A 21,341-nucleotide genomic window follows, 5' to 3' on the forward strand; every position below is an offset into this window, starting at 1 on the left:
CGCGGTACCGCCGCGGGTTCGGTCAGGAAGAGGGACAGCACAATGGTTTTGAATCGACGGGACCTGCTGCGGTCGAGTCTCGGGGTGGGGGCGGTGCTGCTGGCGGCCGCCTGTTCCGATGACGCCGACACGTCCGGACCGGCGCGGCGTGGCGGCACCCTGCGGGTCGGCGCGCTCGGCACCGTCGCGCGCATCGAACGCGACCCGCATGCCAACCTCAGCAACGACAGCGACTTCCTCGTCACCTCTCTGGTCTACGACGCCCTCACCGTGCCGGGCGGCAACCCGAATGTCCTGCCGCGCTTGGCCGCCCGGTGGGAGCCGGACGCGGACCGGCGGCGCTGGAGCTTCACCCTGGCCGAGAACGCGACCTTCCACGACGGAAGCCCGGTGACCTCCGAGGACGTGGTGTGGTCGCTGCGCAGGCTGCGCACGGTCGGCGGCGCGTCGAAGATGCCCGTGGCCGTGGAGGACATCACCGCCGACGGGCCGAATCGAGTGGTGCTGGCCGTGCCGGAACCGAATACCCAGCTGCCGCTGCTGGTCCGGTTGATGACGTTCACGGTGAAGAAGGACACCACCGACTTCACCAGGGCCATCGGCACCGGGCCGTTCCGGTTGGAGTCCTATCAGGGCGGCAACGCCAGGCTGGTGCGCAACGAGCAGTGGCACGGCGGCCCGCCGCTGCTGGACGCCATCGAGGTCACCATGTTCGAAAGCGTGACCGCGCTGGGCAACGCGGTGCTCGGCGGGCAGATCGACCTGGCCTCCAACGTCGGCGCGATCGCGGGCCGCACCGCCGAGGGACGTGGTGACCTGACGGTCGTGCGGCGCTCGAACGACACCGTGGTCGGCGTCGCCATGCGCACCTCCGACGGTCCGTTCGCCGACGTGCGGGTCCGCACCGCCGTCCGGCTGGGCGTCGACCGCAAAGCCTTGGTCAACCAGGTGCATTCCGGATACGGGACGGTGGCCAACGATGTTCTCGGCACGGCCGATCCGCTCTACGACACCTCGCTCGCCCAGCGCACCCGCGACGTCGAACGGGCGAAAGCGCTGTTGCGCGAGGCGAATTTCGACACCGGGCGCAGCTACCCGATCGTCACCAAGGCGGAGGCGCCCGGTGAAGTGGAATCGGCGAAGGTGATCGCCACCCAGCTCGCCGAGATCGGCATCCGGCTCGACGTGGTCACCCAGGAGCCGAACGCCTTCTACGACCAGACCTGGCTGAAGGCGCCGCTGTACACCATCTCGTGGGGCACCAACGATTCCACGCTCTTCTTCGCGAGCAAATTGCTGTCGAGCGGATCGAACCGCAACGAAACGAACTTCAAAGACGCGGCATTCGACGCCGCGACCGCGAAAGCCCTCGCCGCGCACACCGACGCGGAGTACCGGCAGGCCGCTCAGGAGTTGCAGCGCATCCAGTACGAGCGCGGCGGCTACCTGGTCTGGGGCATGGCCGACGGCGTCGACATCGCCGCCTCCCGGGTGCGCGACCTGCCCACGCTCGGCGGCTTCGCCCGCGTCCAGCTGGAAAAGGCCTGGCTGGCCGGGTGATGTTCTTCGCGCGATTGCTGCTGCGGCGCGTCATCCTGCTGGTGACGCTGCTGGCCTGCGTCTTCGTCGCCGTGGACCTGCTGCCGGGCGACTCCGCCCGCGCGGTCCTCGGCCGGGAGGCCACCCCGGAGCAGATCGCGGCCAAGGAACGCGAACTCGGACTGGACCGGCCGCTGTGGGTGCGGTTCTGGAACTGGATATCGGGCGTGGTCACCGGCGATTTCGGGCGCACCGCACGCGGCAGGCCGGTGAACGACCTGCTCGCCGACAAATTCCCGCCGACGCTGCTGCTCGGTGGCCTCGCCCTCGCGGTGACCGTGCTCGCGTCGCTCGCACTCGGCGCGTGGTGGGCGACGCGGCCTGGCAGCGTGGCCGCGCGCGTGCTCCAGCCGGCGACGACCACCGCGGTGGCCGTACCCGAGTTCGTGATCGCCACGGTGCTGATCCTGGTGTTCGCGCTGGCGCTGGGCTGGCTGCCCGCGGTCACCGTCACCGGCCGGTCGGGGATGCCGGCCGGTCCGGAGATGCTGGTGCTGCCGGTGCTCGCGCTGGCGCTGCCCCAGATCGGGTGGAACACCAGGGTGGTGCGCGCCGCCCTCTCCGACGCCGCGCTCGCTCCCCACGTGGAAAGCGCCGTGCTGGACGGTGTTGCGGGCCGGGCCGTGCTGGCGCGGCACGTGCTGCCGTTCGCGTTGCCGACGATCGTCGCCAGCTTCGCCACCACGGTCGGGATGCTGCTCGGCGGTGCCCTCGTGGTGGAGACCGTGTTCAACTATCCCGGTCTCGGCGCGGTCCTGGCCGGTTCGGTGGCCGATCGCGACACCTCGGTGGTCGCCGCGGTGGTGGCGTTGTCCGGAGTGTCGATCATGGTCGTGCTCGCCGTCGCCGACGGCATCCGCGCCTGGTCGTTACGGGGGCGGCGATGAAGGTCTCCGCCGCGGCCGCCCGGCCGGTGCGACGGCTCGGCCGTCTGGCCGTCGCGCCCGCCCTGCTGGTCACGCTGCTGGCGGCGCTCGGGCCGTCGCTGGCGCCGCACCCGGCGGAGGAAGCGATCGGCATCCCGTTCGGCGACCCCGGCGCCGGCGCGCCGCTGGGCACCGACCGCCTCGGCCGCGACGTGCTCAGCCAATTGCTCTACGGCGGCTGGGGATTGCTGCTGGTGGCCGCGATCATCGCGGTGCTGGTGACCGGCTCGTCGTGTGTCCTCGGCGCGGTGGCGGCGCTGCGCCCGCGGATCGGCGAGTGGATCGAACTCGGCACCGACCTGTTCATCCTGCTGCCCGCGGTGCTGGGCATCCTGCTCGTGCTGACCTCGTGGCCGGACGCGGGCCCCATGGGGCTGATCGTTCTCGCGCTGCTGTTCGGCGTCCCTTATTGCGCCAGGATCTTCACGGCCGCCGCCGCCGGGGTCGCGGCCTCCGGATACGTGGAGAGCGCGCGGGCCGCCGGTGAGTCGCTCGCGCACTTGGTGTTGCGCGAAGTGATCCCGAACCTGCGCGCGGTCTCGACGACTCAGCTCGGGTTGCGTTTCGTCGCGGCGGTCTATCTGGTGAGCACGGCGTCGTTCCTGCAACTGCCCACCACGCTCGGTGCGAGCAACTGGGCGGTCATGGTGCGCGAGAACGCCTCCGGCATGCTGCTCAACCCTTTGGCCGTGCTCGCCCCGAGCCTGGCCATCGCGATCGTCGCGGTGAGCGTGAACCTGGCGGTGTCGGCATTCGGCGGAGGGGAGCGGGAATGAACGCGAACGTCACCACGAGCGCGCGCCGGACGGCCGAAGCGGACGGAAAGGTCCGGGCCGATCTCGTCGCGGTCGACGGCTTGACCGTGCTCGGTCCGGACGGGCGCGAATTGGCCGGTCCCGCGACCTTCCGGATACCGGCGGGCACGGTCACCGCGCTCACCGGTCCGTCCGGGTCGGGCAAGACCACCGTGATGCGCGCGCTGCTCGGACAGCTGCCGTCGGCCGCGGCGCGTGCGACGGGAACGGCCTCGGTCGCCGGACATGATGTGCTCACGCTGGATCGCTGCGCGCTGCACCGGTTCCGGCGCAGGAACATCGCCTACGTCGGGCAGGACCCCGGCTCGGCGCTGAACCCGCTGCTGCGCGTGCGCGCCCTGCTGCGCGAAGTCGCGCCGGACGCGTCCGATGCCACGCTGACCGACACGCTCGCGCTGGTCGGCCTGTCGCCGGAATACCTGCGCCGCCGCCCCGGCGAGCTCTCCGGCGGCCAGCAGCGGCGTGTCGCCCTGGCCAGGGCGCTGATCCGCCGCACCGGCGTGCTGGTGCTCGACGAACCGCTCGCCGGGCTGCACGGGGCGCTGCGCACCGACATCGCCGGACAACTCGCTGCGCTCGCCCGCGAACGATCGGCGGCGATCCTGCTGTCCGGGCACGACACCGCGCTGGTGCATTCCATCGCCGATGACATCGTCGAACTCGGTGCCGTCCGCCCGGAGACCTCGCATCCGGTTCGGGTGAGTGGTCAGCCGGACCGAACCCTCGGCGCGGCAGTGCGTTCGCCGGTCGCGTCCGGCGGCACGGCGTCCGCCGATTCGGGCGAGGAACCGGGAGATTCCGAGGAGCACCGCTTCGGTATCGACCCGGCGCGGAACGGATTCGCAGGTGCGCGTGCCGTGCCGGGCCACGGTCCGGCGTCCACTGACCGGGACGAGCCTGCGGCGGCGCGAGCGCGCAACGGGCACAAGCCTGCGGACGACCGGCCCCGGGACATCGTGCTGCGGGCCGAGGGAATCGCCGCCTCGATCGACGGACACCAGGTGCTCGCCGACATCGACCTCGCGCTCGCGGCGGGCTCGGCGCTCGCGGTGGTGGGTGCGTCGGGCGCGGGCAAGACCACCTTGGCGCGCGTGATCGCGGGGCTGCACCACTCGGCGACCGGATCGCTCGAGCTGCGTGGCGAGCCGATCGCCGTCGGCGCGAACCGGCGCATCCCGCGCGGCGCGGGCGGTATTCAACTGGTCACCCAGAATCCCCGGTCCGCGCTCAACCCGCGCCGCACCGTGGCGCAAACGCTCGGCCGCCCCCTGCGGCGGATCGGGCGCGTCGCACGCCGGGACCTTCCGCGGCGGATCGCGGAACTCCTCGCCGCCGTCGAGCTGACCGCTGATCTGGCCGCCCGCTATCCGCACGAGTTGTCCGGCGGACAGCGCCAGCGGGTCGCGCTGGCCCGCGCGCTCGCCGCCGAACCCGCCGTGCTGCTGTGCGACGAGATCACCTCGGCGCTGGACCACACCACCGCGGCGGCGATCATGGCGCTGCTGGACCGGATCCGGATCGAACGCGGCACCGCCCTGCTGGTCATCACCCACGACCTGGCGCTGGTCGCCGAATACTGTCACAAGCTGCTGGTTCTGGACCACGGGCGCATCGTCGAATCCGGGCATACCGCCACGGTTCTCGCGGCGCCCGCGCACAACGCGACCAGCCGACTGCTCGTCTGACCAGCCGCAGGCGGGTCATGCCAGCCCCCGACACGCAGTGGACTCCGTCACCGGCTCGGCCCGGGCACGCGCCGTCATCTGGATCATGGAAGGTGTGTTGCGAAAGACCGGCGTCTGCGCCGCCGTCCTGGTGTTTCTCGGGCTCGCCGGTTGCGGGGGCGACCGCACCCCGATCCCGGAGGGCATCCCGCCCGGACCGGGCACCCCGCTGCCCGTGATCGACCTGGACGCTCCCGGCCGCACGGCCGTCCAGTTGCACGGCTGGGCCGACGAGCAGGCCGACCGGCTCGGCATCCCGCCGATCGCGCTGGAGGCCTACGGCTACGCGGCGGCCGTGATGACCAGGGCTCGCCCCGACTGCGGCATCGCGTGGACGACGCTGGCGGGCATCGCGAGCGTGGAGAGCAAGCACGGCACCCACCGCGGCGCACGGGTCGGCGAGGACGGCTCGGTCCGCCCGCCGATCATCGGCGTCCCGCTGGACGGCTCACCCGGCGTCGCCCGGGTCGATGACACCGACGGCGGCGCGCTCGACGGCGACCCGGTGCACGATCGCGCCGTCGGCCCGCTCCAATTCATCCCGGAGACCTGGAAGCGCTGGGGCGTCGACGCCAACGGAGACGGCGTCGCGGACCCGCAGAACATCGACGACGCCGCGCTCACCGCCGCCAGGTACCTGTGCGCCAGCGGCGGCGACCTCACCTCCGAGCACGGCTGGCAGCGGGCGCTGCTCACCTACAACCAGTCGCACAGCTACCTGCTGACGGTGCGCGACCGGGCCGCGACCTACAGCATCGGCCGCCGCGTGTGATGTCCCGGTCCCCGGAGTGCCGGTTACCCGCCGCGCTGACGGGACGATAGGCTCGCAGCGCACGGCCCATCCCGTGAGACCTACCGTGTCAGCAGCCGAAGGAGTGTCGTTTTCGTGGCCATCATCGAACAGGTCGGAGCTCGCGAGATCCTGGATTCCCGCGGTAACCCCACCGTCGAGGTCGAGATCGCTCTCGACGACGGCACCCTGACCCGGGCGGCCGTGCCCTCCGGCGCATCCACCGGCGAGCACGAGGCCGTCGAACTGCGTGACGGCGGCGAGCGCTACGGCGGCAAGGGCGTGCGCAAGGCGGTCGAAGGCGTGCTCGACGAGATCGCGCCTGCCGTCATCGGCCTCGACGCCGTGGAGCAGCGCACCGTCGACCAGGTGCTGCTCGACCTGGACGGCACCCAGGACAAGTCCCGCCTCGGCGCCAACGCCCTGCTCGGCGTCTCGCTGGCCGTGGCCCGCGCCGCCGCCGAGTCCTCCGGCCTGGAGCTGTTCCGCTATCTCGGCGGTCCGAACGCGCACGTGCTGCCGGTCCCGATGATGAACATCCTCAACGGCGGCGCGCACGCCGACACCGGCGTCGACGTGCAGGAATTCATGGTCGCCCCGATCGGAGCGCCCACCTTCAAGGAGTCGCTGCGCTGGGGCGCCGAGGTCTACCACGCGCTGAAGTCGGTGCTCAAGGCCAAGGGCCTGGCCACCGGTCTCGGTGACGAAGGCGGTTTCGCGCCCGACGTGGCCGGCACCAAGGCGGCGCTGGACCTGATCAGCGAGGCCATCGACAAGACCGGCCTGAAGCTGGGCAGCGACGTGGCGCTGGCGCTGGACGTGGCGGCCACCGAGTTCTACACCACCGGCAGCGGCTACAAGTTCGAGGGCGTGGTGCGCTCGGCCGAGGAGATGGCGCAGTTCTACGCCGAGCTGATCGGCGCCTACCCGCTGGTGTCCATCGAGGACCCGCTGTCGGAGGACGACTGGGACGGCTGGGTGAGCCTGACCGACCAGATCGGCGACAAGATCCAGCTCGTCGGCGACGACCTGTTCGTCACCAACCCGGAGCGCCTGGAAGAGGGCATCGCCAAGGGCGCCGCCAACGCGCTGCTGGTCAAGGTGAACCAGATCGGCACGCTCACCGAGACCCTGGACGCGGTGGAGCTGGCGCACCGCAACGGCTACAAGACGATGATGTCGCACCGGTCCGGCGAGACCGAGGACACCACCATCGCCGATCTCGCGGTCGCGGTGGGCAGCGGCCAGATCAAGACCGGCGCCCCCGCGCGCAGCGAGCGGGTCGCCAAGTACAACCAGCTGCTGCGCATCGAGGACGCGCTCGGCGATTCGGCGCGCTACGCGGGAGAAGTCGCTTTTCCCCGCTTCGCGTTCGAAGGCTGAGCTGCGGCACGAGCGAAGGGTCCCGGAGGAGGTAGCGTGCGTGCTCACGCGGAACGCCGGGACTGCCGCGAAGTAGAGACCGAGGCGTGAGATGACGGAGCGACGTGCGCGTGGGACCAGTCCGGCCGGACGCGGGGACCGCCGCACGTCGCGTGCCGCCGGATCGCGCCCGGCCGATGCCGCCGCCAAGCGCGGTCGCAGGCGATCGGAGTCGGCGGAGAAGCCGAAGCCGCGCAAGCACGCCTCCGGTCCGGCCGGTGACCGGCACGAGCACACGTTCCTCGGGCTCTCCACCGGCAAGGCGGTGATCCTGGCGATGGTGGTGTGCGGTCTCGCGCTCACCCTCGCCGTGCCGATGCGCACGTATTTCACCCAGCGCGCGGAGGCCGCGCAGCTGGCGCAGCAGCGCGAAGAGCTCGAGACGGATCTGGCCCGGTTGCGCGATCGTCGTGCCCAGCAGCAGGATCCGGCCTACATCCGCAGCGAGGCGCGCGACCGCCTGCGTCTGGTGATGCCCGGCGAGACGCCGTACATCGTGCAGGTGCCCGGCATCGAGGCGCCCGCGCCGCCGCCCGCTCCCACCAGAGCCAGGCAACCCGAGCCCTGGTACACCGAATTGTGGCGCAGCATCGCCGAGCCGCAGCCGACGCCGGAGGCCGCCGCGCCACTCCCGCAAGCACCGGAAGGACATAGGTGACCGCACCCACCGACCAGGATCTCGCGATCATCGCCGAGCAGCTGGGCCGCGAGCCGCGCGGCGTGCTCGCCATCGCCTACCGCACCCCGGACGGGATCCCGGCCGTTGTGAAGACCGCGCCCAGGTTGCCGGACGGCACCCCCTTCCCGACCCTCTACTACCTCACCGATCCCCGTCTCACCGCGGAGGCGAGCAGGCAGGAATCCGCCGGTGTGATGCGGGAGATGACCGAGCGGCTCGCCGTCGATCAGGAGCTGGCCGCCGCCTACCGCGCCGCGCACGAGAGCTATCTGGCCGAACGCGACGAAATCGAATCGCTGGGCACCGATTTCACCGGCGGCGGGATGCCGGAGCGGGTCAAGTGCCTGCACGTGCTGATCGCCCACGCACTGGCCAAGGGCCCGGGCGTGAATCCGCTCGGCGACGAGGCCGTGGCGCTGGCCGCCGAGCACGGCCTGCGCGGCACCGCGATCCCGGCCGACTGGCCCGCGTCCCGGCCGACTCGAGAGACTGGAGCACAGTGATGAGTGACCGGGTAGCCGCCGTCGATTGCGGCACGAACTCCATCCGCCTGCTGATCGCCGACGTGCGCGGTGACGGACGCCTGGCCGACGTGCACCGCGAGATGCGCATCGTCCGTCTCGGTCAGGGCGTCGACGCGACCGGCTCGCTGGCGCCGGAGGCGATCGAACGCACCCGCGCCGCCTTGGCCGACTACGCGGCGCTGATGCGCGAAGCGGGGGTCGGCCGGGTGCGAATGGTGGCCACGTCCGCCACCAGGGACGCCGCCAACCGGGAGGACTTCTTCGCCATGGCCCGCGCCGAACTCGGCGCCGTGGTCGAGGGCGCGGAAGCCGAGGTGATCACCGGCGACGAGGAGGCGCGCCTGTCGTTCGCCGGAGCCATCGGCGAATTGTCCAGCGCCGCAGGTCCTTTCGTCGTGGTCGATCTGGGCGGCGGCTCCACCGAGCTGGTGTTCGGGGACAGCGAGGGGGTGCGGGCCGCGTTCTCCGCCGATATCGGCTGTGTGCGGATCACCGAACGGTGCCTGGCGGGCAACCCGCCGACCGCCGAGGAGATCGCCGCCGCCCGCGCCTTCGCCACCGAGCGGTTGGCCGAAGCGTTCACGCACGTGCCGGTGGAAGGGGCGCACACCTGGGTCGGCGTGGCGGGCACGATGACCACGCTCGCCGCGGTCGCGCTCGACCTTCCCGAATACGATTCGCAGCGCGTGCATCTCACCCGATTGACTTCCGAGCAGGTGCACCAGGTCTGCGATCGGCTGATCGCCATGGATCACGATCAGCGCGCCGCGCTGGGTCCGATGCATCCCGGCCGGGTGGACGTGATCGGCGGCGGCGCGATCATCACCGAAGTGCTCGCCGAGGAGTTGTCCCGGCGGGCGGGCATTTCCGAGCTGGTCGTCAGCGAGCACGACATTCTCGACGGCATCGCGCTGTCGATCGCCTGAACCGGCCCGGTCGCTGGACGGATACCGGCCCGGTCAGTTCTGCGGGACGTGGCCGTTGAGCTTCACTTCGGCGTGCGCGTCGGCTCCAGGGCGGTCTCCGATGCCGATGCCCCTCCCTCGGCGCGCCTTGCCGACGGCGATATCGGCGAGCCGGGACAGCGATTCCATGTTGCGCGGCACCAGAAGCAGTTCCTGCAGCACGTTGGGCACCAAGGTGCCCAACCCGCGTTCGGAGTGTTCGTACATCCGGATCTGCGTTTCGCCCGGCACGGTTTCCACCAGCTCCAGCCGGATCCACGCGGCGCCGAGCGGCGAGAGCTTGGCCTCCAGCTCCAGCATGTGCGGCGGTTCGGCCGAAACGACCCGCGTGGTGTCGTTGACGGTGAACGGCCACACGCCCGCGCTGTAGTGCAGCACGGAGCCCGGGCCCGGCCACGCTTCGTCGACGTCGCGGATGTGCGTCGCGCCGACCACCCAGGCGGCGAACAGCCATCCGTCGGCCAAGACGTCGAAGACTTGTTCCGGTGTCGTCGGCACGGTGATTTCCACGTGGACCATCAGCTCAACGCTTTCTGGGTGCGGTTTGCCTGTCGATTGCGGGGTGCCCGGTGGTGGGGTGGGCAAACCACGTCTCGGGATTTGATTCGCCGTCGCGCGTGAACAGAACAAACGAATCGTCCCCGGCGTCGTCCGAGATGCGATCTTCTGAGCATGGTCGAACCGGAAACATCGCCTCGGACGCTTCGTCTACTACTAGGCGACCGAGGGCGGTGCGGGCTTGGCCGAGGACACGGCCATCGGCGCCTGCGGCGGCCTGTGCTCCGTGCTGGGCGGCTGGGTCGCCGACCGTTTGCTCAGAATGCGGCGGCCGTGGTTGCGCGGTGTTGACGGCACTGTATTTTTTCTCGGATGGTCTCGGCACATCGATGTCGGGTAGTTTGGCTCGGTTCTATGACCCAGGTCACGAGTTCGCGTACTTCGGTATCACCGAGACGGCCGTGGCGTGTGCGGGGGCTGATCGTCGCCGCCATCGCGCCATGGCTCCGCGAATTCACGGCCGGCGTGCATCCACTCGCCGTGTGGGTACAGAACACAAGCAAGCAGCAAGGATTAAGGAGAACGCGTGACCAACCCCGGGCCACGAGCCGATTCGGCGGGTGATGTCTCGTCTCGATGGGGCGGTCTGTTCCGCACCAAGTCCATCGAACAGTCGATCCGCGACACCGACGAACCCGACTCGAAACTACGCAAGGACCTGACCGCCTGGGATCTCACCATCTTCGGCGTGGCCGTCGTGGTCGGCGCGGGCATCTTCACCCTCACCGCGCGCACCGCGGGCAATGTCGCGGGTCCGTCCGTCTCGCTCGCCTTCGTGTTCGCCGCCATCGCCTGCGGGCTGACCGCGCTGTGCTACGCCGAGTTCGCCTCCACCGTGCCGGTGGCTGGCAGCGCCTACACCTACTCCTACGCCACCTTCGGCGAACTCGTCGCCTGGATCATCGGCTGGGACCTGATCCTGGAGTTCGCGCTCGCCGCCGCCGTCGTGGCGAAGGGCTGGTCGCAGTACCTCGGCGAGGTGATCGGCACCTCCCCGATCGCGCATCTCGGCCCGGTGACCTTCGACTGGGGCGCGGTGCTGCTGATCACGGTGCTCGGCGTGCTGCTCGCGACCGGCACCAAGGTGTCCTCGCGGGTGTCGGCGGTGGCCGTCGCGATCAAGCTGGGTGTGATCGCGCTGGTGCTGGTCGTCGGCCTCACCTATTTCAAGTCCTCGAACCTCACGCCCTACATCCCGCCGTCGCAGCCCGGTGAGCGGGGTGAAGGGCTGCGGCAGTCGCTGTTCTCCTTCCTGACCGGCGCCGGGGCCAGCAACTTCGGCTGGTACGGCCTGCTCGCCGCCGCCAGCCTGGTGTTCTTCGCGTTCATCGGCTTCGACGTGGTCGCCACGACGGCGGAGGAGACCCGCAATCCGCAGAAGGCGGTGCCGCGCGGCATCCTCGGCTCGCTGCTCATCGTGACGGTCCTGTACGTGGCGGTGTCGCTGGTGCTCACCGGCATGGTGCCCTACACCGAGTTGTCGGGTAACGACGCGACGCTGGCCACGGCGTTCGGCATCCACGGGGTGACCTGGGCGAAGAACATCATCTCGATCGGCGCCCTCGCCGGGCTCACCACGGTGGTCATGGTGATGTACCTCGGGCAGACCCGGGTGCTGTTCGCGATGTCGCGCGACGGGCTGATGCCGCGCAAGCTCGCGCACACCGGCAAGAACGGCACGCCGGTGCGGGTCACCGCCATCGTCGGCGTCGCGTGCGCGCTGCTGGCCGGCTTCGTGGACTTCGGCACGCTGGAGGAGATGGTCAACATCGGCACGCTGTTCGCGTTCGTGCTGGTGTCGGTGGGCGTGCTGATCCTGCGGCGCACCCGCCCTGACCTGCCGCGCGGATTCCGGGTGCCCCTCGTGCCGGTGATCCCCGTCCTTGCGGTGCTGTCGTGCCTGTGGCTGATGCTGAATCTCTCGGTGGAGACCTGGCTGCGGTTCCTGGTGTGGATGCTGATCGGGTTCGTCGTCTACTTCGCCTACTCGCGGCGCAACTCCGTGCTCCGGAAGGCTTCCGCCACCTAGTCGCGCGGCCGGAGTTCGGCTGCGGATAGCCTGACGCCGTGTCGCAGCGTGAGTTGGTTGTTCTCGGGACCGCTAGTCAGGTGCCGACGAAACAGCGAAACCACAACGGGTACCTGCTCAGGTGGGACGACGAGGCGATCCTGTTCGATCCCGGTGAGGGCACGCAACGGCAGATGACCTATGCCGGAGTGACCGTCACCGGGCTCACCCGGATCGCCATCACCCATTTCCACGGCGACCACAGTCTCGGGCTGGCCGGAGTGGTGCAGCGGATCAACCTCGACCGGGTGCCGCATCCGGTGGACGTCTGCTTCCCGGCGTCCGGCGCGGCGTACTACGAGCGTCTGGTCAACGCGACGTCCTACTATCACCGCGCCGAGCTGCGCCCCCGTCCGATATTCGGACCAGGCCCCGTGGACCTGCCCGAGGCGCCGTTCACGGTGACGGCGGTCGCGCTCTCGCATCCGGTGGAGGCTTTCGGCTATCGGCTCAGCGAGCCGCCCGGCCGCCGCATCCTGCCGGACCGGCTGCGCGCCCTCGGGCTGCGCGGCCCGGTCATCTCCGAACTGCAACAGCGCGGCAGCGTCGAGTTCGAGGGGCGGACGATCACTTTGGCCGAGATCAGCGAACCGCGATCCGGTCAGAGTTTCGCCTTCGTGATGGACACCCGGCTGTGCCCCGGCATCGCGGAGCTCGCCGCCGATGTCGACATGCTCGTCATCGAGGCCACCTTCCTGGACGCCGACGAACACCTCGCCGTCGAATACGGCCACCTCACCGCGGGCCAAGCCGCGCGGGTGGCCGCCGACGCGGGCGTGCGGACCCTGGTGCTCACCCACTTCTCCCAGCGCTACCGCGACCTCGACGAGCACATGGCCGAAGCGGCGAAGTACTTCACCGGCGAGATCCACATCGCCACCGACCTCGCCCGAATCCCCGTGCCGCCCCGGCGCTGACAGATCCGCCACGCCGAGAACACGCGCGGACGCTAACACCAGCCCGCCGCCGACGATCTAGTTCTCTGGGACGCCTGCCACCCCCGGGCCACGAACAACCGCCACCGGTGCCGGTCACTTGACCGCACCTTCGGCACCCGCCCACGGCCGACGCCCCGCCACCCCGGCGAATTGTCGGAATTCCGGTACAGCCGTACGACTCGGTACGCTGTCCCGGACGCCCCTATAGCCCAATTGGCAGAGGCAGCGGACTTAAAATCCGCCAAGTGTCGGTTCGAGTCCGACTGGGGGCACCTACGAAACCGCAGGTAGATCCTGTTTCCCGGCTTCCGGTGCGACGGCGTCCGCGCCCTCAGTCCGCAGTGAGTCCGCAGCAGCGGCCAGCGCGCCCCGGTTCATTGCGTCCGCGACCGGGTCCAGGTCGTCATCGAACAGATGCCCGTACAGGTCCAAGGTCAGCGTCGCCGTCTTGTGTCCCAGCATCTTCTGCACGACCTTGATGTTCGCCCCCGCGCTGATCGCCAGCGACGCCGCCGTGTGCCGAAGGCCGTGCGGAACCATCCCGTCCAGACCGGTCATAGCTACCGCCTGATCGAAGGCTCAACGGAACTCTCCCAGCGGGAGGTGCCCACCGTTCCGACTCTCGAACACCACCGGTGCACCCTCACGGCCGTCGAGGTCCGCGGCCAACAGCTCAGCCAGGAAGAGTGGCACCGGCACCGACCGTGAGGTGTGATTCTTCTTGTCGGTCTCCACGAGCCCCTCACCAGCGACGTACATTGCCGAACGAGACACCCGAATCCGCCGACGCTCAAGGTCGACATCGCCAGGTCGAAGCGCGGTCGCCTTCCCGAACCGGATACCGGTGTAGGCGAGTGCGGAACCAAAGTTCGGAACCGACCCGCTGCCGACGCCAACTGCCGAACTTGTGCATAGGTCAGGTATTGCTTCTCCGCTGGCGACTTCTGCGGAAGGTCGATCTCCTCTGCGGGGTTCACCGCCAGCCGCTTGGCTTTGATCGCGAACCGCAACACCTGATCGAGCACCTGACACGCCTGAATCACACTGGCGCCGATAAACCCTTGCCTTTGAACCGGTACCCGCCGGACTCCGACAGTGTCACCACCCACGCTTGCACTTCTTCAAATTTTGTGTCGCGCAGTGGCTTTCGTCCCCACACTAGCGGTACAGGAGCGCCCCGGCCGCTTCGCGCCGCCGCCGCGCTGCGACACGCAGCGCGCTCCCAAACTGCGGTCACGCGGTGCGTCGAGCGCGTCGGCGACACTCGGCCGCCAGGGTGCACAGAGTTCCTGTCTGGTCGCCTTTTTTATCAACCGAAGCAGTACTGGGCACTTCGAGAGCCGTACCCGACTTACCTCCCGCAGCCGAGCACGAAGCGGCCAGCACTCTGCCCGGTCCACCGGCTGTGGTCCCGTGGGGTTCCCGGACAAGTGCACCAACGCCCAGCCGCGCTGGCCTCTGTTCATCTCCGGCCGTGGTGGTCAACTCTGTTCGTTCCGGGCGATCACTTTGCGGGCTCGCTCCAAGTCCTTCTCTCGGCAGTAGTCCACCCCGGAGCCTCTGCGCGCGAAGGACAGGCCTTACGGGGCAGACGGTGAACCAGCCCCCAGTGTGTGCAGCCCACCACCCGGCACGGCCAGCCCATGCCCCTGACGTGCCCCAAGGTCCGGGAATCAGCGGTCAACTCCGGCGATTGCCCGCCTCGACGCCGACTGCCGAACAACAGGAAAATCCCCCCGACCAGGTGCTGCGTCGAAGGGATTCAATGGCCAGGGCTGGGATCGAACCGGCGACCTTCCGCTTTCACGCGTGAGCATGTATGGCGGTCAGGGCCGTTTGATAGCAGCGCATGCGAGGAGCGTGCGACTGCCCCGATCTCAGGACCCCGGAGAGTCATCCGGAGCAGGATGTGCTGCAAGCCAGAGAGCTACCATCTCGTCTCCAATATCCTTTATTTGGCGTTTGGTCAAGCCCAGGTCAACAAGGCGCTTTTTCACAGAATCGATTAGCTGCACGTCGGCGGTCCACGGCATGTTTTGCGACTTCGGGGCGTCGCCGTGGACTGGCGTCGTCAGGAGGTCGGCACGAGGGAACATTGTTCGCAGTCCGACCATCCGTTCGGTCGTCATCCCGACGAGGCCGTCGCTGTTGGCCCAGTTTAGAATCTCGTTGTTGGCGCTCTGCTTGACCCGTGATCTGTTGTGAATCACATCATTTCGAATCTTGTTCAGCTCCGCCATGAACTGGCTCTTAATGTCGCTCTTCACGAAGTATTCACCGAGTCGCCGAGAGTACGCATCGGCCAGCCGCGGTCGATACCACTCGTCCCAGATCGCCTGGATGTAAGCGAACCACTGCCCGTACGTCATGATCTGGATCGGGGGGAACCGCTCGTATGTAACCCAACCGCGCTTCATGGATACCGAGTTCATGCCACTGTCCATCGCATTGTTGAGGTCGGCCACATGGATCCTGCCGGGTCCAGCAGTCTTCATGAAGGCGTACCTTCCCACATCGAAGTACTCACCGTCTGCGGGCCGACGGGCCCCTAGTACTTGGGCCAACGTCCTGTGCGCCGACAAGGCAGTAGCCAAAGTTGCGACGTACCGAGTCTCGAACTCCTCGATGACCTGCTCGACCTCTTCATCGTCAGGCATACTGTCGATCGCGGCGATCGCCGTGCCCGCGAGTGAATCGATGTCGTTCAGGCTATCCACCAGCAGTTTTGGGGTCGTAAACGGAGAGTCCAGGAACACTATCACTGCATCGAGGACTGGCTGGACGATCTCCTTCAGTCGAGAGCTGTATATCGCCTTCCGGTCGCGCTCCTCTAACAGATGGGGAAACACCCCCTCCTTCAGTCCCTCCTTGGTTGTTCTCTCGGCTACGCCCTTCGAGTAAGGAGATGCTTCCAGGTTGTCCCGTGCAACCTGGACGAAGAACCTGATCTGACCAAAATGGTGGCGCCACAGCTCAGCCTCATCACTCATTGCGCTCATACTCCTTTGTTCATGCGGTCGACGTTGTTCGTCGCAACGGAGTCCGCGCTCGTTACGTCGGAGAGGATCAAAGGGTTCAGGTTCGAGTCTCGCCCGCCCGCCCGGATAGGGTCCGCATTCAGTCCGCAGTCGGCTCAACCACAGCCATCCACTCCAGCGTTCCAAATCACTGTTTTCGCTGGTCGACTCGCGGATTCCACGCCAGCAAACGATGCTGTGAACTGCAACTTTCCCGACGATAGAACTTAAAATTCGCCAAGTGTCGGTTCGAGTCCGACTGGGGGCACTCATGGTGCCGATAGGCAGGTTGTGGAGTGGGCCGGACCGTCCTCTACTCAACAGAACCAAACCAAACACGCGGTCAGGGTCGGTTCTGCGAGCGGTCTTCGCCTTCGAGGCGCTGGCGTATCGCGTCCACCGTGCGATCTTTGGGGATGCGCTCAGGTCACAGGATGGCGAGTGCCAGCACGACCAGCGGCAGGCCGACAGCGACGATGGAACCCAGTGCGATCACGGCGCCCACCGCGCCATTGTGGGCAGCTCGGACGAAGGTCGGCGGGCTAATTGGAAGTAACAGGGACCGCTTCGGACTGGGTACCGCTGTCCTCCTGCCAGATGAGGTTCGCCGTGATCTGCAACGGCATACCCATATCAAAGCCTACAGACCAGCGAATCCGTTGAAGCGGAGGGAGGTCGAACGGGTCGTTATTCTCGCGGTAGACCGCGCGTTCCCACGGCCCGAGATCAACTTGTAATTCCTTGGAGGTTGTGGTCGTGCTCTTGTTCTCAATGACCACATAAGTTCTCGGCTTCCCACGGTGGTCAACCTCGCGCTCGACATATACCCGAGGAAGCGCATGCTCGCCTTTGCGTACCACAGACGGAGCGCCGAGCCCCATCTGGGCGACGTCCCGTTCAATTGCGCTACGTACCTTGTACGCGAGGTCGGAGGGTGATTGATAGACACCCAGCAAACCTTTCTGTTCCAGCTCCTTCTTAAACGCTCGGAGCCGGGCCAGCTCGTCAAGATCGACGTTATGGTCCAGCGGCTCATTTGAGAACCACACGTGCACTGGCTTTCCCGCGTCAGCAGCACGCTCGATCTCCTCGGCCGTCCCCGACACTGCCGAGGCCGTTGCTTGCCCGAGCCGCGAATCGAACAGCGCGACAACAATATCGGCATCATCGAGCAGCTGAGAGTTGACCACGCTCTGACCCCCGCTCGGGCTCATTTGCGGTACTGCGTCCGTCTTCCAGAACTTCGGTAGCAGAATCGTCTGCGAAGTCTCCGCCCGATCAGCGTTCCAGTCGTGTAGGCCATCACGAACCGCATTGACCTCTTCAGCCGTATCCCCAGGCGTCGAGATGAAGACCTTCAGCACATGCGCATCAAAGACCATGGCAACGATTCTGCCACCGTTCAGCTGACCAGGGTTCGTTACTGCGGACCTGTTTCATCCAGGACCTATTGCCGGTATCCGGGGTGCCCTTCCACGACTGGGACGGCGAGCACCTGCGGGGCGTCATAAGGATTGTCCTTGTTAACGCGCTCAATGATTGCCGGCACCAGCGAGCGCCGGGTGTGTAGCACCACGGCCGCCTCAGCCACGTCTTCCACCGCACCCTGCCACCGATAGATGGACCGGACGCTGGGAAGGATGTTTCCGCAGCAGCCAGCCGGTCTTCCATCAAAGCCTTGTGAACGTTGCGAGTTGATCAATGTCCGGGCCGGTGACGGCGACGTCTACGAGCTCGACTTCAGCCAGCCTGCAATGCTCCCTCGGTCTCGATCAACGATGCAATCAGTTGCTGCATTTGGCTTTCGGTGCGAGCCATCGCGCCCGAACCCCGAACCACCGCTAGGAGGTCGGCCCGTTCCAGGAGAACTCGGTCGACCAGGTGACTCCTGCCGTGTGGTCGGTAAGGAGCAACTCGAAATCCCATGGTGTGTCCGCGATGCCCTCGGGAATCGGGGCCTGGAAGGTTCTGATCGTTCGCGTCGCTGAAGTCGATTCACCGGCCACCACCGCTGAGGTCCCGAAGGTGGTGCGCAGGACGGCGTCGACCTCGTAGTCCCAGATCGATGGTGCGCGCTCGTCGAGCGCGGTCGCGGTGTAGAGGAACTCGATCCCATTGGGGTCGATCGTCACCGGCCCGATCCACGCCTCGATAGGGCCGTCATCTTCGGTGACGAAGGCCGGATCGGTCAGCATGGCCAATCGCCCTCGCGGATCGCCCAGCGGTGCCGAGTAGACGGTGTCGTCCGGCCAAGACAGTCGCCGCACCCAAGGACCGTCGGTGGTGATGTCGTCAATGGTCAGCTCGATATCGACTGATGCCGTATCCGGGTCGAGGTCGGGCAATATGAAGGTGGTCTGGGCGTGGGTGTCGGAGGAACTACTGCCCCAGCCCACATCGGTAGCCACACCGTTGACCAGTGCCGACACCCCGGGCTGGTAACTCTGCAAGGACGGTGCGGCCTCGCCGACCGCTTCCGCCGTGAGGGACAGCCGCAACCCGGTGGGCGTACGGAGCGCTGGTCCAGCCCAACTCAGAATCCCGTTGCTGCCGTCGGACACGAATTCCGGTGGCGCCCACACGGCCAGGACACGATCGGTAGTGCGCTCGCTCGGTGACATCGTCGGCTGTGCTCCTTTTGGATCGCGGTGGTGGACACGGAAAAGATCGATTAGGACTCGGCGATCGGCCCCGATCAACGTAACAGTGACGCGCACGGGCTGCTTCTGTTGTGCGTCGGCTTCCCCTGCAATGGTGGCGATCGGGTGACCGTACGGCCGATCACCCGATCGCATCGAATTAGCCGCGTTATTAGCTGCCCGCCACATCGCCGCAGGGCAGCGAGGCCACCTCCGACGTCCCGGAGGTTGTGTGCTTTCCGGCGCTGATCCAGCCCTTCGCCCGGTATCTGTTGGTGGTGTTCGTCCTGCATCGATCGTTGTGATACTGCAGGACAACCACCTGCTTCCCTTCATCGAAAGCGGGATTGCTCCTGCGTATCACCTGCACCCACGAGTCGCCGACCTGAGTCTCGAGCTGCACGGTGACCTTGTGCGGGTGCCAGTCGTCACCGGTGCACTGGGATGTCAGCCCCCATTCGATGTACCCGTTCACGGCCCTGATCACATGGAAGTTCCCGGCACACGCCCCCGACTCCGCGGCAGCAGTGGCGGGGTTCGTGATCATACCCGCCGCTGTGAACGCGCCGACGGCGAGAGCCGCCACCGCAGACTTGCGAATCTTCATAGTTTCTCCACCCCGAAAAGATCTGTTGAGATGCCCCCACTTCGATGTCCCCCGGTGTTGTGCACCGCTGAGAACCGTGGTGACACAGGATTTGACGCATCGAAGCGCCGACTGGTTCCACCGATTCGCGGAATCTTCCAGTGCCCCAGAGACGTGCTCATGCCCGGCGTGGTGAGCAGACTGGACGTACGTTCCTGCAGACCGCCCGACACCAGGCGGTTAGGGCTTGTTCTGCGAGCGGTCTTCGCCTTCGATGCGTTGGCGTATCGCGTCCACCGAGCGATCTTTGGGGATGCGTTCGGGCCAGAGGATGGCGAATGCCAGCACGACCAGCGGCAGGCCCACAGCGACGATGAAACCCAGTGCGATCACGGCGCCCACCGCGCCGTTGTCGGCAGCGCTGAACCCAGCGGGTATTCCCGCGTGCCGGTGATGAGGTCGGCCATCTCGGTGACGGCCCACCAGGGCGTATCGGATTCCAGTACGCCGAGGTGCGGGATGACCACCGCGTCGGCCATGTGTTCCAGCGCGTACTGGACTGCGATCAGCGCTGCCAACACGGCTTGTGCGTCTGTGTGCACGGTGTAGACGATTCTCAGCACGTGATGCCGCACCAGCGCTTCGAACTCTGTTGGATCGTGGTCGCTGTGGAGTAGAGCCACAGCCCGCCTTGGTACCTGTTGGTCCGTCACTAGCCCCTCCTGGTTCCGGTTTGGTCACACCCGGTATCGAGGGGTCGATCGCCATCACCCCGATACCGGGTGTTGGCGAACAGCCTTTTGAAAGTTCATGCTTCCAAGGGCTAGGTCTGGAATAGCCTTTTACCCTCGGAGTATGAGCCTTTCGACACATGCCGGACAGGCGATCGCGGCCGAACGGAAACTCGCGGGCCTGAGCCAGCGCCAACTGGCCGACCGAGCCAACTACAGCCTGGCCATGGTCAAGGCGGTCGAGCAGGGACGCGAACCGGCAAGCCCGGCGTTTCTGGCCGCTGCCGCGCGAGTGCTGCGTGTGGAACCCGAACGGCTGACCGGTATCCCCTACCGCGATCTCATCGAGAAGGACGGGCCGCTGGAAGGTCTGGCTGAATTGCGAGCTGTGCTCGCCGAAGGTGCGTATGTGCGCCCTGTCGAGCCGACGTCGCTGGCCGCACTCGCCGCTGAGATCGCCGCCGTAGACCTCGCGTATCGGAACGACAAGGGCCGGGTCGCGCTCGCACGTATGCCGGACCTGCTGCGACGACTGTATGGGGCACTGCATAACGCTGCCCACGGAGATCGTGGAGCGGTGTTCTCCCTGTTGTGCGCCGCTTATGTGACTACCGAACGGCTCTGTCGGCGATTCGGATTCATACACCTGGCACCGACCGCACTCGATCGACTCGAATGGGCCGCCGCATCAGCGGACGATCCGCTTTACGCGGCTCAAGCCAAAATCAAACGCGCGCGAATCCTCATGTACCACGACTCCAACGACACCGGCCTTCGGTTGGTAGAGAGCGCGCTCGACGAGATCGCAGGTGATGACGAAGCCGCCAATGCGGTGCGCGGTTATGGGCACCTGTGCGGCGCGATCGTGGCTGCCCGGGGTATCCGTCCGGATATCGCCGCTGAGCACATTGACCATGCGCGGCGCCTCGCCCCGAAAATGCACGGTGAATCCGACCTGTACGGCACACTTTTCGGCCCTGCGAACGTCGGCATCCATTCCACTGCCGTCGCCCTCGAAGCCGGTGACCCCGGCAAAGCGGCGCACGAAGGTTCTGCACTCCAGCTTCCCAAGAAAATCGCACCACCCCGAGCAGGGCACCACTGGCAGGATGTGAGCCGGGCGTGGCTGATGATCGGCAAGCCCGACCAGGCACTCGACGCCCTGAACCGTGCACGCCGCGTCGCTCCACAACAGACCCGATTGCATCCGTCGGTCCGGGAAACGGTCTACGGCATCGCCGCAGCACAGCGCAGGCAGACCAACAGCCTCACCGGATTCGCCTCGTGGCTCGGCGTCCAACTATGAGGGCATCTGACGATCCGGCTCGCCGGTGAATCCTCCAGTCGTTATTGCACCCAC

General features: G+C 67.3%; 21 protein-coding genes and 1 tRNA gene. 13 read left to right on the top strand and 9 right to left on the bottom strand.

Going from position 1 to position 21,341, the window contains the following annotated elements; genetic code table 11:
- Positions 1 to 42: 42 nt before the first annotated feature.
- The 9 genes from U3653_RS25165 (at position 43) to U3653_RS25205 (ending at position 9,405) form a co-directional block, all read left to right on the top strand.
- The gene (locus tag U3653_RS25165; protein WP_195082495.1) at positions 43 to 1,560 is read left to right on the top strand and encodes an ABC transporter substrate-binding protein; all 1,518 of its coding nucleotides are present in this window, start codon (positions 43 to 45) and stop codon (positions 1,558 to 1,560) included.
- On the top strand, positions 1,560 to 2,486 hold the full coding sequence (locus U3653_RS25170; RefSeq protein WP_195082655.1) for an ABC transporter permease: 927 nt from the start codon (positions 1,560 to 1,562) through the stop codon (positions 2,484 to 2,486). Before U3653_RS25165 ends, U3653_RS25170 begins: the two co-directional genes overlap by 1 nt.
- The gene (locus U3653_RS25175; RefSeq protein ID WP_195082496.1) at positions 2,483 to 3,301 is read left to right on the top strand and encodes an ABC transporter permease; all 819 of its coding nucleotides are present in this window, start codon (positions 2,483 to 2,485) and stop codon (positions 3,299 to 3,301) included. The genes U3653_RS25170 and U3653_RS25175 overlap by 4 nt, the downstream gene beginning before the upstream one ends.
- Positions 3,298 to 5,025, top strand: a complete 1,728-nt coding sequence (locus tag U3653_RS25180; RefSeq protein ID WP_195082497.1) for an ABC transporter ATP-binding protein — start codon at positions 3,298 to 3,300, stop codon at positions 5,023 to 5,025. The genes U3653_RS25175 and U3653_RS25180 overlap by 4 nt, the downstream gene beginning before the upstream one ends.
- Positions 5,026 to 5,110: 85 nt before the next feature.
- Positions 5,111 to 5,836, top strand: a complete 726-nt coding sequence (locus tag U3653_RS25185; RefSeq protein WP_195082498.1) for a lytic transglycosylase domain-containing protein — start codon at positions 5,111 to 5,113, stop codon at positions 5,834 to 5,836.
- A gap of 114 nt (positions 5,837 to 5,950) precedes the next feature.
- Complete coding sequence (gene eno / locus U3653_RS25190) at positions 5,951 to 7,237, top strand: phosphopyruvate hydratase (RefSeq protein ID WP_195082499.1); 1,287 nt, start codon at positions 5,951 to 5,953, stop codon at positions 7,235 to 7,237.
- 91 nt (positions 7,238 to 7,328) lie between these two features.
- Positions 7,329 to 7,934, top strand: a complete 606-nt coding sequence (locus tag U3653_RS25195; protein WP_195082500.1) for an FtsB family cell division protein — start codon at positions 7,329 to 7,331, stop codon at positions 7,932 to 7,934.
- Complete coding sequence (locus tag U3653_RS25200) at positions 7,931 to 8,458, top strand: DUF501 domain-containing protein (protein WP_195082501.1); 528 nt, start codon at positions 7,931 to 7,933, stop codon at positions 8,456 to 8,458. Before U3653_RS25195 ends, U3653_RS25200 begins: the two co-directional genes overlap by 4 nt.
- Entirely contained in the window at positions 8,458 to 9,405 is a 948-nt protein-coding gene (locus U3653_RS25205) for a Ppx/GppA phosphatase family protein (RefSeq protein WP_323124603.1), read from the top strand. The genes U3653_RS25200 and U3653_RS25205 overlap by 1 nt, the downstream gene beginning before the upstream one ends.
- Before the next feature lie 33 nt (positions 9,406 to 9,438).
- Here U3653_RS25205 and U3653_RS25210 read toward each other — a convergent pair whose 3' ends face one another.
- Positions 9,439 to 9,963, bottom strand: coding sequence for an SRPBCC family protein (locus U3653_RS25210; protein WP_195082503.1), 525 nt, complete (start codon positions 9,961 to 9,963; stop codon positions 9,439 to 9,441).
- Between the two features lie 565 nt (positions 9,964 to 10,528).
- Here U3653_RS25210 and U3653_RS25220 point away from each other — a divergent pair.
- The 3 genes from U3653_RS25220 (at position 10,529) to U3653_RS25230 (ending at position 13,280) form a co-directional block, all read left to right on the top strand.
- Positions 10,529 to 12,031: an amino acid permease gene (locus U3653_RS25220; RefSeq protein WP_323124602.1), complete on the top strand. Its 1,503-nt coding sequence runs from the start codon at positions 10,529 to 10,531 to the stop codon at positions 12,029 to 12,031.
- Between the two features lie 38 nt (positions 12,032 to 12,069).
- Positions 12,070 to 12,987: a ribonuclease Z gene (locus tag U3653_RS25225; protein ID WP_195082504.1), complete on the top strand. Its 918-nt coding sequence runs from the start codon at positions 12,070 to 12,072 to the stop codon at positions 12,985 to 12,987.
- 219 nt (positions 12,988 to 13,206) lie between these two features.
- Positions 13,207 to 13,280 (top strand) — tRNA-Leu (locus tag U3653_RS25230).
- 1 nt (position 13,281) lies between these two features.
- Here the strand turns inward: U3653_RS25230 and U3653_RS25235 are convergent.
- The 8 genes from U3653_RS25235 to U3653_RS25270 all read right to left on the bottom strand — a co-directional run bounded on the left by U3653_RS25235 (position 13,282) and on the right by U3653_RS25270 (position 19,933).
- Positions 13,282 to 13,566: a tyrosine-type recombinase/integrase gene (locus tag U3653_RS25235; protein WP_323124601.1), complete on the bottom strand. Its 285-nt coding sequence runs from the start codon at positions 13,564 to 13,566 to the stop codon at positions 13,282 to 13,284.
- Positions 13,567 to 14,885: 1,319 nt separating this feature from the next.
- The gene (locus U3653_RS25240) at positions 14,886 to 15,998 is read right to left on the bottom strand and encodes a hypothetical protein (RefSeq protein ID WP_195082505.1); all 1,113 of its coding nucleotides are present in this window, start codon (positions 15,996 to 15,998) and stop codon (positions 14,886 to 14,888) included.
- Between the two features lie 569 nt (positions 15,999 to 16,567).
- Positions 16,568 to 17,407 carry a DUF4062 domain-containing protein gene (locus U3653_RS25245; protein WP_195082506.1) on the bottom strand — a complete coding sequence of 280 codons (840 nt, stop codon included), beginning with the start codon at positions 17,405 to 17,407 and terminating at the stop codon, positions 16,568 to 16,570.
- 65 nt (positions 17,408 to 17,472) lie between these two features.
- The gene (gene cutA / locus U3653_RS25250; protein ID WP_323124600.1) at positions 17,473 to 17,625 is read right to left on the bottom strand and encodes a divalent cation tolerance protein CutA; all 153 of its coding nucleotides are present in this window, start codon (positions 17,623 to 17,625) and stop codon (positions 17,473 to 17,475) included.
- A gap of 241 nt (positions 17,626 to 17,866) precedes the next feature.
- Positions 17,867 to 18,853: a hypothetical protein gene (locus U3653_RS25255; RefSeq protein WP_195082507.1), complete on the bottom strand. Its 987-nt coding sequence runs from the start codon at positions 18,851 to 18,853 to the stop codon at positions 17,867 to 17,869.
- Entirely contained in the window at positions 18,837 to 19,271 is a 435-nt protein-coding gene (locus U3653_RS25260; protein WP_195082508.1) for a hypothetical protein, read from the bottom strand. Before U3653_RS25260 ends, U3653_RS25255 begins: the two co-directional genes overlap by 17 nt.
- 219 nt (positions 19,272 to 19,490) lie before the next feature.
- Positions 19,491 to 19,643, bottom strand: a complete 153-nt coding sequence (locus U3653_RS25265; protein ID WP_195082509.1) for a hypothetical protein — start codon at positions 19,641 to 19,643, stop codon at positions 19,491 to 19,493.
- Positions 19,640 to 19,933, bottom strand: coding sequence for a hypothetical protein (locus U3653_RS25270; RefSeq protein ID WP_195082510.1), 294 nt, complete (start codon positions 19,931 to 19,933; stop codon positions 19,640 to 19,642). The genes U3653_RS25265 and U3653_RS25270 overlap by 4 nt, the downstream gene beginning before the upstream one ends.
- A 172-nt stretch (positions 19,934 to 20,105) precedes the next feature.
- On the opposite strand from U3653_RS25270, the gene U3653_RS25275 reads away from it, so the two are divergent.
- The gene (locus U3653_RS25275; RefSeq protein WP_195082511.1) at positions 20,106 to 21,287 is read left to right on the top strand and encodes a helix-turn-helix domain-containing protein; all 1,182 of its coding nucleotides are present in this window, start codon (positions 20,106 to 20,108) and stop codon (positions 21,285 to 21,287) included.
- Positions 21,288 to 21,341 lie beyond the last annotated feature (54 nt).

The organism is Nocardia implantans, assembly GCF_035544775.1.
Classification (GTDB): domain Bacteria; phylum Actinomycetota; class Actinomycetes; order Mycobacteriales; family Mycobacteriaceae; genus Nocardia; species Nocardia implantans.

Coding starts and splice junctions, on each gene's coding strand:
- U3653_RS25235 (WP_323124601.1), bottom strand. CDS start 13,566: ATGACCGGTCTGGACGGGATGGTTCCGCACGGCCTTCGGCACACGGCG.
- U3653_RS25195 (WP_195082500.1), top strand. CDS start 7,329: ATGACGGAGCGACGTGCGCGTGGGACCAGTCCGGCCGGACGCGGGGAC.
- U3653_RS25255 (WP_195082507.1), bottom strand. CDS start 18,853: ATGTGGCGGGCAGCTAATAACGCGGCTAATTCGATGCGATCGGGTGAT.
- U3653_RS25260 (WP_195082508.1), bottom strand. CDS start 19,271: ATGAAGATTCGCAAGTCTGCGGTGGCGGCTCTCGCCGTCGGCGCGTTC.
- U3653_RS25175 (WP_195082496.1), top strand. CDS start 2,483: ATGAAGGTCTCCGCCGCGGCCGCCCGGCCGGTGCGACGGCTCGGCCGT.
- U3653_RS25185 (WP_195082498.1), top strand. CDS start 5,111: ATGGAAGGTGTGTTGCGAAAGACCGGCGTCTGCGCCGCCGTCCTGGTG.
- U3653_RS25170 (WP_195082655.1), top strand. CDS start 1,560: ATGTTCTTCGCGCGATTGCTGCTGCGGCGCGTCATCCTGCTGGTGACG.
- U3653_RS25180 (WP_195082497.1), top strand. CDS start 3,298: ATGAACGCGAACGTCACCACGAGCGCGCGCCGGACGGCCGAAGCGGAC.
- U3653_RS25210 (WP_195082503.1), bottom strand. CDS start 9,963: ATGGTCCACGTGGAAATCACCGTGCCGACGACACCGGAACAAGTCTTC.
- U3653_RS25205 (WP_323124603.1), top strand. CDS start 8,458: ATGAGTGACCGGGTAGCCGCCGTCGATTGCGGCACGAACTCCATCCGC.
- U3653_RS25275 (WP_195082511.1), top strand. CDS start 20,106: ATGAGCCTTTCGACACATGCCGGACAGGCGATCGCGGCCGAACGGAAA.
- U3653_RS25240 (WP_195082505.1), bottom strand. CDS start 15,998: ATGAGTGATGAGGCTGAGCTGTGGCGCCACCATTTTGGTCAGATCAGG.
- U3653_RS25245 (WP_195082506.1), bottom strand. CDS start 17,407: ATGGTCTTTGATGCGCATGTGCTGAAGGTCTTCATCTCGACGCCTGGG.
- U3653_RS25165 (WP_195082495.1), top strand. CDS start 43: ATGGTTTTGAATCGACGGGACCTGCTGCGGTCGAGTCTCGGGGTGGGG.